Below are 14366 nucleotides of genomic sequence, written 5' to 3' on the forward strand. Positions count from 1 at the left end.
GGAAATCATAATGAAGACTTGGCTTATAAGTTTGACAGCAGTGGCATTAATATTGTTTGCGAGCTGGAAATGGCTTTTGCTGCCAGGAATTGAGCGAAGTTTAAACAAGATTAGTGTTGGTGAGCCCCCTAAAATTCCCGAACAAGCTGAGGCTTTGCATAGATCACTCATTGTTGGTGATTTGCATGCAGATAGCTTCCTCTGGTCTCGTGATTTGTCAAAGGAGGTAAACTATGGCCATCTGGATCTACCCAGGGCACGGCGTGGTAATTTGGGAATGCAGGTTTTTACCTCTGTCACTAAGTCTCCCCGGGGCATGAACTTAAATGAAAACTCTGCTAGTGCTGGTGACAATATAACCTTACTGGCAATTGCTCAAGGTTGGCCGCCGCGAACATGGAATAGCTTGTTGGAGCGGGCACTTTTTCACTCTGAAAGGGCCACTAAGCTACAGGAATCTTCTCCCGAGAAATTTCGCATTGTGCGTAATGCGGAAGATCTGAGGCAAGTCCTCCAGGCCCGGCAACAAGGCGCTAGCACCCTCGCAGCAATTCTTGGTATTGAAGGGGCCCACCCATTAGAGGGTGAGTTATCCAATATTGACCGCCTTTATGAGGCCGGTTTTCGAGTGATGGGATTACAGCACTTTTTTGACAATGAACTGGGTGGATCTTTGCATGGGCAAAGTGGGGCTGGTTTAACAGAGTTTGGTCGGTCAGCTGTGCAGGAGATGGATAAACGTTCAATTGTTATCGACGTAGCCCACTCCTCAGAGCCTGTTGTGAGGGATGTGTTGGCTCTGACCAAAAGGCCTGTAATTATTTCTCATACTGGCCTGAAAGGTATGTGTGATTCACCGCGGAATATTAGCGATGACCTAATGAAGGAGATTGCCGATCAAGGGGGCTTGATCGGCATTGGATTTTGGGAAGAAGCGGTATGTGATAATAGCCCTCACAATATTGTTAAAACAATCCGCTATGCCATAGATCTATTAGGGGTTGATCATGTTGCCCTTGGTTCAGATTATGATGGCACTGTTGAAGTTTCTTTTGATGCTGGTGATTTGGGGATTTTGACCGCAGAAATGCTAAGTCAAGGGTTCACTGAAGAGGAAATTCGAAAGGTCATGGGTGAAAATATGCGAGACTTTTTCCTGAAGAACTTACCCCAAGGGGATTGAAATTTACTTTCTGAGGTTATTCGAGAGAGAGTTGTCATTCCAACCTGTAAGAACTGGATCAGAGTTATTGGGATGTATTCGGGAGATTGTGATTCTTGAAGGGCATGTGAATCACTATCCATTTGTTCCGAGCCTGACAATCTCCTAACAATTTAACTTCATCTAGATATTAATCCAGACATCTAGAAATATCTGATCTCGCATAACATTGTAACATCAAGGGTAAATAGGGTTGCCTTGACTTGTTGACTACTATGAGCTCCGAAGTAGTTGCAGTGAATAAAATGACAAGGACTAATGATTTATTCGAGTTATGTAGTATGTTTGTGCTGGGTAAATTGAGACGCTTTCTCTTTGTACGCCCCTCTTTCAAGGGGCGTGCGGTAGAGAAAATTAGCAGCAACTCCCATTGGCGCAAGAGTTATCTAGATTGTGGGTGCTTGCCTTGTTACCTCCAAGAAAAGTATTTTCTGATAGGTAGAAATCTGTAAAGAGCTTTTCGAAATCTTCAGGTACTGATTTTTCTGGCAATCCAGTATTCAGAATGGCAGTTTGCCATGCCTTTACTTTTGGGTAGTCGACAATGAAGTCGTACCCGGAACGTGCTTTGATAATGGCAGCTCGGTGAAGAAGTGGTAGCCAGGCAATATCGACATTACTTAGCGTCGCGCCTTTAAAATATGGCCCCTGTCCTAAAGCCTTTTCAGCTCGCTCAAAAACTTTGCTCAGTTTTTCGCTGCGCTCAGCCAGTGTTTGCTCATCTTTACTACGTTGAGCAGAGCACTGAAGCAAATAGTTCTTTGCTGCCTGGTAACTCCAGGCTCGGTCGCGCGCACGTTGTTCTGGAGTGAGCCCTGACTCTAGAGGTGGGGCTATTTCATTTAAGTACTCAACAATCGCATCGGACTCAAAGAGGGCCTCCCCAGAATCGGTGATCAGAACTGGTACCTGGCCAGTGGGCGAGATATCCAGGAACCACTGAGGTTTATCATTCAAGCTAATGTATTCAATTTCATAGGGAATCTCTTTTGCTTCAAGAAGGGCGGTTACTCGCTGAACAAAAGGGCATATTTTAAAGCTGACAACCTTGATCATAATTCGTCCTCGTCATTGGTTTGTATTTATATGACGGAGGCTTTTTGAAAAAGACGAAACTATTTAACAATTTTTATGGTGTTTTGAATTCGGCACATAATCGATCACTGTTCCATGGCTGTCGTGAGTGAAATGGCAGCAGTCCTCAAATAGTTTGCGCAGTTGGCTTCTACCTTTTTGTACTCTGGATTTTAAGGTGGAGTAGGGGATTTTATGCTCTGTCGCATAAGATTTTTGTGACTGACCTTCCAGTTCAATAGCCTTTAGTAGAGCAGCTGACTCCTGTGGGAGCGCGTTAACAAAAGGCTCTATACAGGCTGATAACCTACGCTGCGTTTCTGAATCCTCTTCAGGTAACAACAAGTTGTCTTCGAGTTCTACTTCCTTGAGCCTTCCATTTTCACGGTAGAAATCAATAACTGTCCTGTTGGCTATCTGAAATAGCCAAGATTTGATACTTTTTTGATCCCTTACTGTATGGAGATTCCTGTGAATCTTTATCAGGATCTCTTGGAGCAGATCATCAATTGCATCGGCAGATGAAACCTTTGAGCTGAGAAAAGCTCGCAGGGCTGAACGATATTCTTTCCAAACAGAATCAATAGTCATATTTTTTATCGCTCTTGCGTTATGCATTTTTTTGACCAGCTGGTTTCAGCCACTTGTTCGAAATTAGATGAGAAGAACCCTTTCGCTTTCATCTAAGTTTAGCGGCGGTGCAAGACACTAATCAAATCCAGTAGATAAGAGTCGGTTAGAGGGTAGGGCCAGGTGTGTAGAGAAATCACTAGAGGAAGGTGGAGTAACTGGATACTTCTCGGGGGTCGAGCTTTGTCTAGAAGTTGCCTTTTTTAATAGTCGCTAATGACACATACTTAACCGTTGATGATTAAAGCCCCGGCCAGTGTGAGGAGGCTACCTGGAGCGCAGCCGAACCTTTTCACTGACCGGTGAACTGCGACGCCCCAAACTCTGGTCAGACAGCTTCTAATGCTCTTCCGGCAAGAGTGATACGGTGCATTAGGCGGAACTGTCCCTGATAATCATTTTCGGCAGAATGCCAGGTAGAGCGGTTATCCCAAAATGCGACTGAGCCCGGCTCCCAATTGAAGCGGCATGTATAGCCATTAGTGAGCACGTGGGCAAATAGGAAGTTCAATAGAGGTCTACTTTCCTCAGGTGTCCATCCCTCAAAGCGCAGTGTGAACCCTGGATTTACATAGAGAATCTTGCGCCCGTTATCGGGGTGCTGGATTACCACCGGATGAATCGCTTCTCCAACTTCGTTGACGCCCCCAAGTTGTGATGACAAATCTGTTGATTGGTAGTAACCATCCTCACCATATACGTGGACATTGGAATGTACGGCCCTAAGTGTTTCCAGTGTTTGCTTTAGCCCATTGGAAAGACTTTCGTACGCCTTTTGTAGGTTGGCGAAGTGGGTATCGCCTCCGGATTTGGGTAATTCTCTGGCAACCAGAATCGAGCCGAGGGCTGGTTCCTGATCATAAGAATGATCAGTATGCCATCCACCGCCTACATTGGTTTCCTGATCTTTCTCCTTGCGTACTTCAGCGATGCCTGGATATTCCTGAGTGTGGGTAAAAAACTTATTGATGACAATTTCGCCCCAGCGGCGGGCAAAGGTCAGGTGCTCCTCAGGGGATAGAGACTGGTTGCGAAAAAATAGCACGCCATGATCAGCGAAAGCTTGGCGTAGGTCGCTTAGCTCGGTACTAGATAAATTAGCTAGCTGTATGCCTTCCACGAGCGCACCACAGCCTGTTGAGAACTGAGAGATATGCATGATAGGTGTCGCATCAAATGAATGTCATCGCATAATAAGATATTCGTAAAGAGGTTCAACCTTTTGTAATTCACTTTTCCCATTGATTTTGGCTCTATCAAAATAAAAGGAAATAAAATTAATGAGTTACAAAAATTGATATATTTTGCGTCATATTTCTATAGATCTATAGCAACTATCTCATAACGCAACTTTGATGCTAAGCAATAAAATCTCAATATTTAATAACTTGATGTACTTCCTGAGTTCCGTGCTGGTTGCACATTCATCTGGTGCGACCTTCTCTAGAAATTACTCTGAATGGCCATATCTCCCACGGAGTAATGGCTATCCTGCGGGTATTAGGTGCCAAAGTGGAGGTTTACAGTCTTACATGTATTCCTACATGCCTTACCCCATGAGCCCAATTACTACAGTCGCAGCGCCGTAGTGCAGACCCCATACTCCACCGATGCGACGGGGTGATCGTGCGGCTGGTAAGAGAAACCATTGGGGATTGATAGCCTCCCGGCTGCCGCTTTATGAAAGCAGCAGCCGGGCTAGAAGTAATAATCCCCCGTGCCCTGAGTCGGGGCAATGGGGCAGGGAAGGGGAGATCATGCAGGCGATGGACTGGATTAATGAAAAGTTTAGGCGCGGGAATTTGTTTTTAGGGGCCGAGGGTATCTAGAAAAAGTGGAAGATACGTCAGGTGTTTACATCGCCTGCCTATACGACTCTATGGGGAGATTTGCAGAGGGAAGTAACTTAAGGGGTGGTATAGCATTAGCTTTATGGATAAGTGTTTCACTAGATATTGGCTTTGAATAGCGAAGATGAAAAGATATAACCACTGGTTGTACGTTTAGCTGCCGATATTTAAAACTACATTTTTGTGCGGCGAATATACAGAAAGTGAGTCCTCTTTTTCGCCGATAGTAACTTCAATCCAATGAAATCCAGAAGATTCAATATTGATTGAGTGCTTGACTTTTTTATTGTTGAGATTCACAAATCCAGAAAGGGTGCAAGGCCTATCGAAATACACCAGCATAAGGTAATTGCCGCTTTCAGAAAGTGCACTAGCCTCCACGTTCTGTTTTGTTTTGCTGAAATAACCGTAAATACTTATTCTCGCCAATTGTGTGTCAGCAGGCTTAATACTTAAATTAGAGTTTTCGTTTGGTTTAGCGAGTTTCGCTATGAAAGGCAAAAATTCATGTTTTTCTCGTTTCGTGGGCCAGGCTACGCTTTTTGAATCATCAATTTTTACAAGCCACAGTGGACTGTTAAGAGGCTGCCCGAAAATAGCTCCAGGGATCACCCCGAATTCTATAGATAGCTCGTTTTCTAAATTTATTACAGAAGATAGCTGAGGATGGACTTTTGTGTAAACTGAAATACCTTCTATTGCATGCAATGTGGCTGGATAGAAGAAAATGAAGATGAAAAATCTTAAAAATCGCACTTTATCTCCTTGCGTATAATGCCTCGTATAGGGGTGGAAAAATAAGCGCAGCGTTTTGGCTGTCCCAGCATCCATCGGGAGCGATTGTGGCGGTTTGTTAGGCGCTAGCAGCGACCTCGCTATAGACAATTTTTAATGAGTCTGGTGATATGAGGCTTGGAGCTCGGTGATTCTCTGAATCTGGGCTACTCATGCGAACACTAAAACCGTGCTGAGACAAAATGGCGAGTTCCCGGAGTGATTCAACTCGAACGTAGTCTTTTTTAAAGCGAGACATGCTGGCAACATATCTACCGCACTTATGTTTATGCGGTTCAAGTACCGTTCCAGCTTCATTACCTCTAGACACGATGTAATTGATTGTAACTACTTCTGACATCGATATTTCCTTATGGGCCCCTAACGTCTCTAGCAATGGCAAATTACGGAGCCAAAGGCAGAGTAATTTGTCCGTTTGTCTAAATCTATTAGGCCTCTCATAGTACGATCTCATTGGCTTTGATTGCAGTTGCTCTTGCGCTATAGCTGGTAATATTCTCCCAAGTGCAGTTATGATGCTTGGATATCGTATTTGCAGGAATAATATCGTTACCTACAGTTGTGTGGCCATCCGCTATGACGGTGACAGTGTAGCCAAGCGATAGGGCACACCTTAACGTACTATCTACGCAAAACTCACTTTGCATGCCGCATATAATTAGCTCCTGAATATCTAATCTATCCAGGTGGTCTTTGAGATCGGTGTCCTTGAAAGAGTCTGAGGCCTGCTTTCTTACGTAAATATCTGAGTCTGAGTTCTCTAGCTCTTTTGGAAGTTGCCAGCTCTCTGTTTGATACCTTAAAGCATCTGACTCAGTATCATGCTGAATATAAATGACCGGGGCACCAGCCTGTCTTGCTCGCGACGCAACTAGATTGATGTTATCGATTACCCCAAGTGCATTATATGTAGCTCCTTTACCGTGACAAAGAGCGTTTTGAACATCGATAACTAAAAGGGCTTTACTTTGGGACATTAAGATTCCATATGTTGTTGGTCTGACAGTTACATTGTGACCTTATCACAACGACTATTATTTCATTTGCAAATATACGCCAACTAGCTTCTTCCTGCAGCTAAATTAATAGGCTGCAGCTACTTGGCACTGTAGAGACAAATGGAAAGTGGCCATCATGACCGCTATCAACTTTTCTAGTGATCACGTGGCTCATTGGTTAGAAGGGGGGACATTTGATTTTTAAGAGTCTCCCAGAAATAACAGCGCGATGATCGAAAATTTAATTGAGTATGATTATAAATGGCCCGGTATCAGGTCAGTCCAGGTTGATTTCTGGTGGTAATTTAAGAGGATAAAATATGTTCAAGGCTCATGACTAACTCATCGATATACACAGAATAAAATAGGCTGTTTTCTTAGGCTGCGATTTCCCAGAAAGCTAGCAACTAAGGGGCTTGAGGGCTTCTCTATTAACTACTGGTGCAGTATGTGAGTATCTCAATGGGGTAATGTTGAGCAATGATGACCGTAAGCAGGCTGGGGCGATAAGCGCGTGGTGAGAAAATGCTATTGTAAGAGTTATTCTGGCTCGCCCGTGAATGGCTTCTTCTGGTGATGGGAGGAAAGTGTCGACTGAGGTTTATTGAGCAAGAGTCAACTCAGATTCATGAATCTCTTAGGCTGAGCTCACTCCCCTATTGAAAATTTAGGCAATTACCTCTTTTCACTCTTTGTAAATCATGGGTGGAGAGACAGAGTCCGCATTTATTTCTGCTGTATACAATGCTAAGAAGTAGCGTAGCTCCCCTATTTTTTCGGGAGCAAGAGATGTCGGCTGGCAAAAAAGATGGCTGAAATCTATCAGGCAAATTATGGTAATTTGAAAATCTGGCCCATGGTTTCTTAAAGCTTACTTCAGTCAAGTGCCTTACCACCTTGTGGGATCGACGAATCATTAACCTAGGTGGTATTGATGTCCAGGGGCTTGACTATGTTACAGCTGTGGTTATAAGGGCGGGCTGAATTTAAATAGAGTGATTAGGGGAGTAGGAGTAGTTTTGAATCAAGAAAACGATTTCTACTCTCTCTGTCTTAAGTTTTGAGAAAGAGTTTAGAGATTCTGAAGAGGTGCACAAAATTTGTGCTAGGATATATTTCGCTTTTTGATCCTAACAAAATGTGTGGTGCCCGGGGCCGGACTTGAACCGGCACGGCCGTGAAGCCGGGAGATTTTAAGTCTCCTGTGTCTACCAATTCCACCACCCGGGCAGCTCCTTTGCGAGGGGGGAGTTTAGCACTTTTGCTCTTCCCTGGATCCTCACGTTCAATGCAGTTCACAGGATTCTGCAATGAAAAGGAAAAATGGAGGCTAGGGTCGGAATCGAACCGGCGTACACGGAGTTGCAGTCCGCTGCATGACCACTCTGCCACCTAGCCTTTGTTCCACATCGTGTGTGGATGAGAACGCTGCGAATTCTATCTGATAAATCTGAAAAATCCTAGCGTTTTCTTATACTTACGTGCCCTTGGCTGCGTAAGTGGGCGCTATTCTATGGACTATCAGAGATTAGTCAAGCGTTGTTTTCAACAAATTGTAAAACTTGAGGAAAAAAGTCTGGAAAGTTCACGGATGACCTTATGGCAATAGACTTAATAACTTTTAGTACGGTTGCCAATGAAGCTATTTCCATTTGTTCTTAATTTATTGGAAGGGTTGCTGGCAATCCATTGAGGGTGTTCGATACTGTCTTTATCTGGCTAACATGTCTCCCCCCAAACGTGTTATGCAATGCCGGTAGGGCACACCAGGATGGTATTTGCCCGTAGTGTAGCAAGGATGAAATCCTCCAAGTTTCACTCCTAATGGTCTTGGCCCTGACGCTCTCCCCCCCCGTCGTCAGGGCTTTTTTTTATCTGTTGTATGATGTCCTTAGAATTTTTCTCGGTGAGGTTTTCTAAGGCCAGTGCTTTTACGGGTCTACCAGCTGCTTGTTCTGACAGCTTTCGAAAGCGTTCCAAAGTCACTTCGCCACGGGTACTCGCGAGTGCTTTCGCAACCTCATCAATACTGGCTTTACCGTCGCTCGCTTCACGAATCTCTTTATCGAGTTCCAGCATAACTCCCGCTGCCCGCGCTGTAACTGGCCCTGAGGAGCGTTTCACCAATAGAGTAGGGGCCTTTTTTCCCCAATTAATCAGTTTATCCATTGCCTCTTGGTAGCGGTCATCACTGATGCCACCAGTTCTTCTTAAAATTTCAAGGGAGTAAAATTCTGCAAGGCCCTCCACAATCCAGTCACTCTGGTCATCTCCATGGATACCTGTTCCGACATGTACTAGCTCGTGGATCATGCTACTGGTGCGGTTTCCACTGATCAAAGGCCGATCGGCATGCATAAATAATGAGCGCGTCCCGGATAATCCCCCTCGCCACATAGGGTCATCAGCGGTAACGATCAATAAATGGTCTGGAAATAGAGGGAAGATTTTTTTAAGTTCTGGCAGGTTCCAATTGAGAAATGCAAGAATGTCCTGTCGACGGATATTTTGCCCCTTAGGGCCGGAAATTCTGGTATCTGTGTTGGCAATCAAATCCTGGCGGCTGCCGATCTTACCAACAATCATCCATCCCTTTGGTCTGACAAAACGTCGCTTTTTGTCGGATATTTGATAGAGATTTTCTTCGATTTGAGGGTAGGGCAGAGCGGAAGACCAACCTTCAGGCATCTCTAACTTCAGGCGGGTATCCGTGGCCCGTCCTCGGCTAGTAGCAGAAATTGGCGGAATTAATTTATCGCTGCGTAGAATTGCCCAGTCTTTGGTAATGCGTGAATCATAACCACCGTTTTTCCTTTGGTTATTGATAACAAAACTATAACGGAGTTTTGCCTCGTTGCCGGCGGTGTGCCAAATAGCCTTTCCTTCCTTTTCTTCCAAAGGCTGCGCGCTCTTCAGGTCCTTATAACGGCCTGAAGCCAGGTTCAGGGTTAGCTTACTGGGTACGTCTTCACCGTTCAGAGCTACCTCAACCAAGGCCTTCTTACTTTCAGGGTCGATTTTTGCCGTGTATAAGAGCTCATATGCCCTAGAAACCGGTGAAAGGATAAGAACAATCAAAGACAAAGAGAGAAGTTGTTTACGCATCATTATCTGGCAGAAAATCCAACAAGTTCCAATTTGGACAATGAGCAAGCCTACAGGTGCCGACATGTCGCCATCAAGCAAATGAGTCACGGCACCTGGGTTTAATCATTCGTTCCGGTGCGTCTAGTTAGTGCATGTAGAAGCAGCTTTTACTATCAAGTCAGATTAAAGAATACACTTATAAAGGCGTTATCAATGTAAATGGTATATCTAAGCACAACCCAATATGTCACTAGAGGTTGTGTTATGTAGAAAAGCGCCGCCGAAAAATGTTGATAGGGGAAAGGGTGGTTGATTTTTATTCAAGCTGTGTATAGGGAAAATGGCCCATGCGCAAGCATTGAGGAATGACGTAGATACAGAGGCCACAGGTTCCCGTGGCCTCTGTGGATGTCTCTACCAATAACGAATGGAGCGTGGATCCATAAAGGGCATTCCATAGGCAAAGGCGAAGCCGTCTGGGAAAGTACCCATCACTGGTTGTTGGGGGGGCATTCCGCTAACCTCTGCCCCGTAATAGGCCGGGACAAACTGATGGCCGGACCAGTTTGCTCCAGCCCCCGCATACCCTTGCATTGGCGGCACGCTATATCCGGTATAAGGAGAAGCGTGTGGGCTTGTGGGCTGGGCGGCAGATACACCAACACCTTCGGTTTTTGCCATTTCTTTGGCTGACTCGAATAGAGAATCAATACCAAATAGCCTGGGAACACCGGCTCCTACTCTATCTGCCCCAAGATTCATTGGTGATGTTAGTGTTCGGATCAGTTGGAAGAGGCCGGTTGTACGCGAAATATCACGCTGCCTGAAAGTGGTTTTAAATAATGGGTGGTGGGCAAGTAGCAGGGCAGCCAGACCAGTGATATGAGGTGCTGCCATGGACGTGCCTGACTGTACATCAAATCCTTTATCTGGCACCGATGACACAATACCCACTCCCGGAGCCGCTACTGATACCTCTGGTCCATGGCAACTAAAGGTGGGTAAGAAAACACCATCTGCAGTAACGGTTGATGGAATAACGGTTTGAGCATCCCAGGAGTCTCTTGGAAATTCATTGAGCATTCCTATTGCCCCTACAGCCATAACATTGGGGGATCTTGCAGGATACTGAACAGGGCCGCCAGAATTGCCAGCGGCAACAACGCAGGCGATACCATGTTGCACGGCATCTTCAATTTGCTGTTCAACGGCTTCTGATGAATCTGTGCTCCCCAGGCTCATATTGATTACATCAATACCTATTTCAATGCAGTGAGCGACTGCATCAATCAGGCTACTAAATTGGCCGCCAGGGAAGACTTTAAATACATAAATTTCAGCTTCTGGTGCAAAGCCACGTATAGCATCAGTCCCAGAGGGTTGGCCGGCAATGATACCTGCGCAATGGGTTCCATGTCCGACAATGTCTTCTGCCCAGCTTTTGCTGTCGTAATTATTAGTGACATCAATGCCATTTTTTAGATGCGAGAGTATTGGATGTTGGTTATCGGCCCCCGAGTCAATGATGGCGATCTTAATACCTTTACCGGTATATTCATCGGGAAGTTGATCTAGGCCCATGTACTTTTGCCCCCAGCCATAGGGAGCGTTATTTGGAAAGCTGGGGATTGCCTCGCTTAGTGAGTGCAATTTGACCAGGTTTACTCCTGTCAGAGAAAGTGAGGGGCAACGAATATATTTATTCCAGAAATCTTTAGAGGGGCGGATAAGAAGGGATTTGATCTGGGCCCCGCCACTCTGGGCGAAAATATTGATTGCCACTTCCCCTTTGTTGTTGGTTACGCCCTCTTGTGGGAAGCCCGCACTTTCTACAATTACTTGAGCATCCCGAATCGGTTCACCCTTTGAGCCGACCACTCGGAGCCGGACTTGTTGGGCCTTAGCATGATATTCACGCAAGAGACCGGGTTGCTGGGCAAAAATTGCAGTAAAACTTGGTGCAAAATTAGCTTGCCCATAAGAAAGTAATGAATCCAGTTCAACGGCAATATTGGGAGGGGCCGTTTGGTAGAGAGTAGCGGCAGCATCAACATCCATACGCACTTTGTAGATGTTTGTTGCTTCATCTGCAGTTGAAAGTGTTTTTAGCTTTCTACCTGGCCTAATTTCGCGAAGCACTTCACAACCGGGCTGCCTGGCAATAGTTGAAATTATATTGTGCATTGAGCCAGCGTTTAATAGCTGGACTCCCATAGACTTGGCCACTTGGCTCCGGCGGGGAGAAATAAGTAACTCGACCTTCTCTGCAACCTCGACCGAAGGTTCTCCTGCGGCCTTTTCTTGTCGGGATTCAGTCATGTTTGTGTTCCTTCGCTTTCAGTGCGGTGCTGACTTTTAGCGTGTACTTAACGTCCGAAAGTAATGAATCGAGAGGGTATTCAATATTAGCCGATTGGCTGAATAGGTCTGTCTGGATCTATGATCACTTTCCCGCCTAATTTCCTTCTTAAGTTTTCAACTGCATCTGGTGTAGCTCGTAGTGTGACATTGCTTTTGCGCAAGACGACTTCTTTCACATCTGGGCAGTTTTTTGCCTCGCGTGCCAGCTCCTCCAATTCTATGGCGGTAGCTAATACCTTGCGGTTAGGGACAGCCACATACTGCTCAAATTTTTTCATTATTTTTCTCTGATAACGATCAACTTAAAGAATGCCGGGGCAAGTTATATAAAACTGGTGGCGGAAAATCCGCCACCAAGAATCAGTGTTTTATTAGTGTAAATAGGATTGCTGCTGTAGGGGTGAGTTAGGCTGCTGCATGGCCTGGAATGGGTATGGCTGGCCGATACTACTTAAATTTTGCAATCCTTGATATGGAGTCTGTGGTATTACCTGAAATGGCAATGTATGGCCGATACCAGTCATTGGGTTCATCATTTGAGCAGGGAGGGTCCCCAGCTGCTCTTGAATCTGGGGAACAGGGGTAAACTGATTTAAATAGGGCTGTGTCGTTAATTGTGGAATGAACTGAGGCATGGCCTGAAATGGCAGTAGCTGACCTAGTCGCGCAACATTGTTGAGAAGTTGGCCCTGTGGGCCACCAATGTAGTTGCCAATTACCGGCGCAGCGCGGTTTATCAGTTCTCCTAGGAAACCCTGGGGCGTATATTGTGGCGCAGCCTGGAAAGGCAGTAACTGACTGAGGTTATTCACAGCATTCACAAATTGGTTTTGGGGGGCACCCAAATAGCCCCCAAATTGTTGCGCTGCCCGGTTGATTAATTCTCCAATATATCCCTGAGGAATGAATGGCTGGGTAAGTTGAGGCTGAATTTGTGGTAATGCTTGGAAGGGAAGCAATTGACCAAGACCGCCGAGGGAATTGATCAGCTGGCCTTGAGGTCCACCAACAATACCGCTAATTAATGGCGCCGCCCGACTCACCAAATCACCCAGGAAACCTTGGGGGCTCAGTTGTGGTACAGCATGATGAGGGAATATATTGGTGAATCCTGCGACTGTGTTGATTGGAGGAATAGCGTAGTTAAGTGGCTGTCCAAAAGTCCCTTGAGCGTATGCATATGGCTGGTACATGAACGTACTCCTTGAGTAGGCCTTTATCGATATAAAAATCTATCGTCCAGGTATTTCATGGTTTCTGGGTTGAGAGTATTGAGACTTGATAAAGCCCCATTAACAATTTGACCAGCTAGAAGTAAATCAGGTGCCAATAATAGGGGGAATGCTTTAAGTGTCGGGTATCCAGCTGGCTGAGCAGAGTATAGAGAAGCTTTCGCAGTGTGCTGGAAAAGTTTAAGAATTTTTTGTGGCTAAAATCGGTTGAATATAAAGGCGTGAAAAATGTTTGTACCTTTTTAAAAATGTAACGTTTTTTAGCCGATAATTCACTCAGTTTTCTATAAGATGCAGGCCGTGTTGATTCTAAACTTATACATTGTATTGTTTGGAGGAGGCGATGTATTCATCCCCGCTCAAAAGTTTCAGGGTGTGACTTCAAGTAGGCAATCTTATTTAAATTCCTCCTAAATAATAATCATAAAGCATTTCTTCTTTTCTGAGTTGTTTTATGTGTAAGCTAAAAATTCTTCTCTATGGAATCAATGTGGGGTAGGGCGGAGGGCTTTTTTATTCTGCATGTTTCACATGGATCTTTATCAATCTATTGGCTTCGCCGGGTTTAATAGCAGCAGGTAGTGCTGAATGAAACTCTATGTGTGCTGTGAAAAATCTTGGTGCAGTTAAAAAGACGTAGTATCCAGGATCAAGGTAGAGGTCACCTGGTATCAGGCTACGAATAATGTGATGGACACCCATTAACTTGGAAGGCACTTAAATAGCGGTTAAAAGAATGCACTTATAAAGCCGTTAACATGCTGTTAGTTTCAAGCAAGTATCATCTATATCTGGTCACCAGTGTTGAGGTGAGTGGTATCTACGAAGCAGATGATGCCCTGCAATTGCAGGAGTCCATTGCTCACCAAGTGCACCGCATGCGGTATTTGCCGAAATGAAGGAGCGAAATCAGCAGGAGTACACTATTGATTGAAATATATCCAAAATAAGACTCCCGAATGGGCAAGCCGGTTATTTCAGAGGGGGCGATAACATAAAGCCAAAGATGTTCGTATAGCGGGGAGAGATAAAGCCTTCAAAAGCCATAAAGTAAGGTGGTTGAATGCAAAATGTACGAAGATGAAATTTGCGTCGAAAATACTTGACCGATAAAAAG

At 45.0% G+C, this 14366-nt stretch carries 12 protein-coding genes and 2 tRNA genes; 3 read left to right on the forward strand and 11 right to left on the reverse strand.

Features of this window, described 5'->3' with window-relative positions; genetic code table 11:
* Positions 1 to 10: 10 nt before the first annotated feature.
* Positions 11 to 1183 (forward strand): dipeptidase, encoded by a 1173-nt coding sequence (locus tag ACJJJA_RS11585; RefSeq protein WP_444885043.1) that lies wholly within the window; start codon positions 11 to 13, stop codon positions 1181 to 1183.
* Positions 1184 to 1576: 393 nt separating this feature from the next.
* Here ACJJJA_RS11585 and ACJJJA_RS11590 read toward each other — a convergent pair whose 3' ends face one another.
* From ACJJJA_RS11590 to ACJJJA_RS11600, 3 genes are all read right to left on the reverse strand, one after another.
* The gene (locus ACJJJA_RS11590; RefSeq protein WP_444885042.1) at positions 1577 to 2278 is read right to left on the reverse strand and encodes a glutathione S-transferase family protein; all 702 of its coding nucleotides are present in this window, start codon (positions 2276 to 2278) and stop codon (positions 1577 to 1579) included.
* 63 nt (positions 2279 to 2341) lie between these two features.
* Entirely contained in the window at positions 2342 to 2887 is a 546-nt protein-coding gene (gene sigZ, locus ACJJJA_RS11595; protein WP_444904685.1) for an RNA polymerase sigma factor SigZ, read from the reverse strand.
* A gap of 367 nt (positions 2888 to 3254) precedes the next feature.
* The gene (locus ACJJJA_RS11600; protein WP_444885040.1) at positions 3255 to 4085 is read right to left on the reverse strand and encodes a TauD/TfdA dioxygenase family protein; all 831 of its coding nucleotides are present in this window, start codon (positions 4083 to 4085) and stop codon (positions 3255 to 3257) included.
* A 691-nt stretch (positions 4086 to 4776) separates the two neighbouring features.
* Here ACJJJA_RS11600 and ACJJJA_RS11605 point away from each other — a divergent pair.
* Positions 4777 to 4836, forward strand: a complete 60-nt coding sequence (locus ACJJJA_RS11605; RefSeq protein WP_444885913.1) for a hypothetical protein — start codon at positions 4777 to 4779, stop codon at positions 4834 to 4836.
* A 93-nt stretch (positions 4837 to 4929) separates the two neighbouring features.
* On the opposite strand, the gene ACJJJA_RS11610 is transcribed toward ACJJJA_RS11605, so the two are convergent.
* The 8 genes from ACJJJA_RS11610 to ACJJJA_RS11645 form a co-directional block, all read right to left on the reverse strand.
* Entirely contained in the window at positions 4930 to 5532 is a 603-nt protein-coding gene (locus ACJJJA_RS11610) for a hypothetical protein (protein ID WP_444885039.1), read from the reverse strand.
* Positions 5533 to 6008: 476 nt separating this feature from the next.
* On the reverse strand, positions 6009 to 6548 hold the full coding sequence (locus tag ACJJJA_RS11615; protein ID WP_444885038.1) for a cysteine hydrolase family protein: 540 nt from the start codon (positions 6546 to 6548) through the stop codon (positions 6009 to 6011).
* Between the two features lie 1164 nt (positions 6549 to 7712).
* Positions 7713 to 7799 (reverse strand) — tRNA-Leu (locus ACJJJA_RS11620).
* A 94-nt stretch (positions 7800 to 7893) separates the two neighbouring features.
* Positions 7894 to 7967 (reverse strand) — tRNA-Cys (locus tag ACJJJA_RS11625).
* A gap of 423 nt (positions 7968 to 8390) precedes the next feature.
* Complete coding sequence (locus ACJJJA_RS11630; protein WP_444904686.1) at positions 8391 to 9755, reverse strand: hypothetical protein; 1365 nt, start codon at positions 9753 to 9755, stop codon at positions 8391 to 8393.
* 315 nt (positions 9756 to 10070) lie between these two features.
* Positions 10071 to 11975 (reverse strand): S8 family serine peptidase, encoded by a 1905-nt coding sequence (locus tag ACJJJA_RS11635; protein WP_444904687.1) that lies wholly within the window; start codon positions 11973 to 11975, stop codon positions 10071 to 10073.
* An 86-nt stretch (positions 11976 to 12061) separates the two neighbouring features.
* Positions 12062 to 12295 (reverse strand): hypothetical protein, encoded by a 234-nt coding sequence (locus ACJJJA_RS11640; RefSeq protein ID WP_444900827.1) that lies wholly within the window; start codon positions 12293 to 12295, stop codon positions 12062 to 12064.
* Between the two features lie 93 nt (positions 12296 to 12388).
* Positions 12389 to 13210 carry a hypothetical protein gene (locus tag ACJJJA_RS11645; protein WP_444904688.1) on the reverse strand — a complete coding sequence of 274 codons (822 nt, stop codon included), beginning with the start codon at positions 13208 to 13210 and terminating at the stop codon, positions 12389 to 12391.
* A gap of 797 nt (positions 13211 to 14007) precedes the next feature.
* On the opposite strand from ACJJJA_RS11645, the gene ACJJJA_RS11650 reads away from it, so the two are divergent.
* Positions 14008 to 14148 (forward strand): hypothetical protein, encoded by a 141-nt coding sequence (locus tag ACJJJA_RS11650; protein WP_444904689.1) that lies wholly within the window; start codon positions 14008 to 14010, stop codon positions 14146 to 14148.
* The last annotated feature ends 218 nt before the right edge of the window (positions 14149 to 14366 follow it).

The sequence above is a fragment of the Microbulbifer mixtoriginis (SeqCode) genome, from assembly GCF_052466865.1.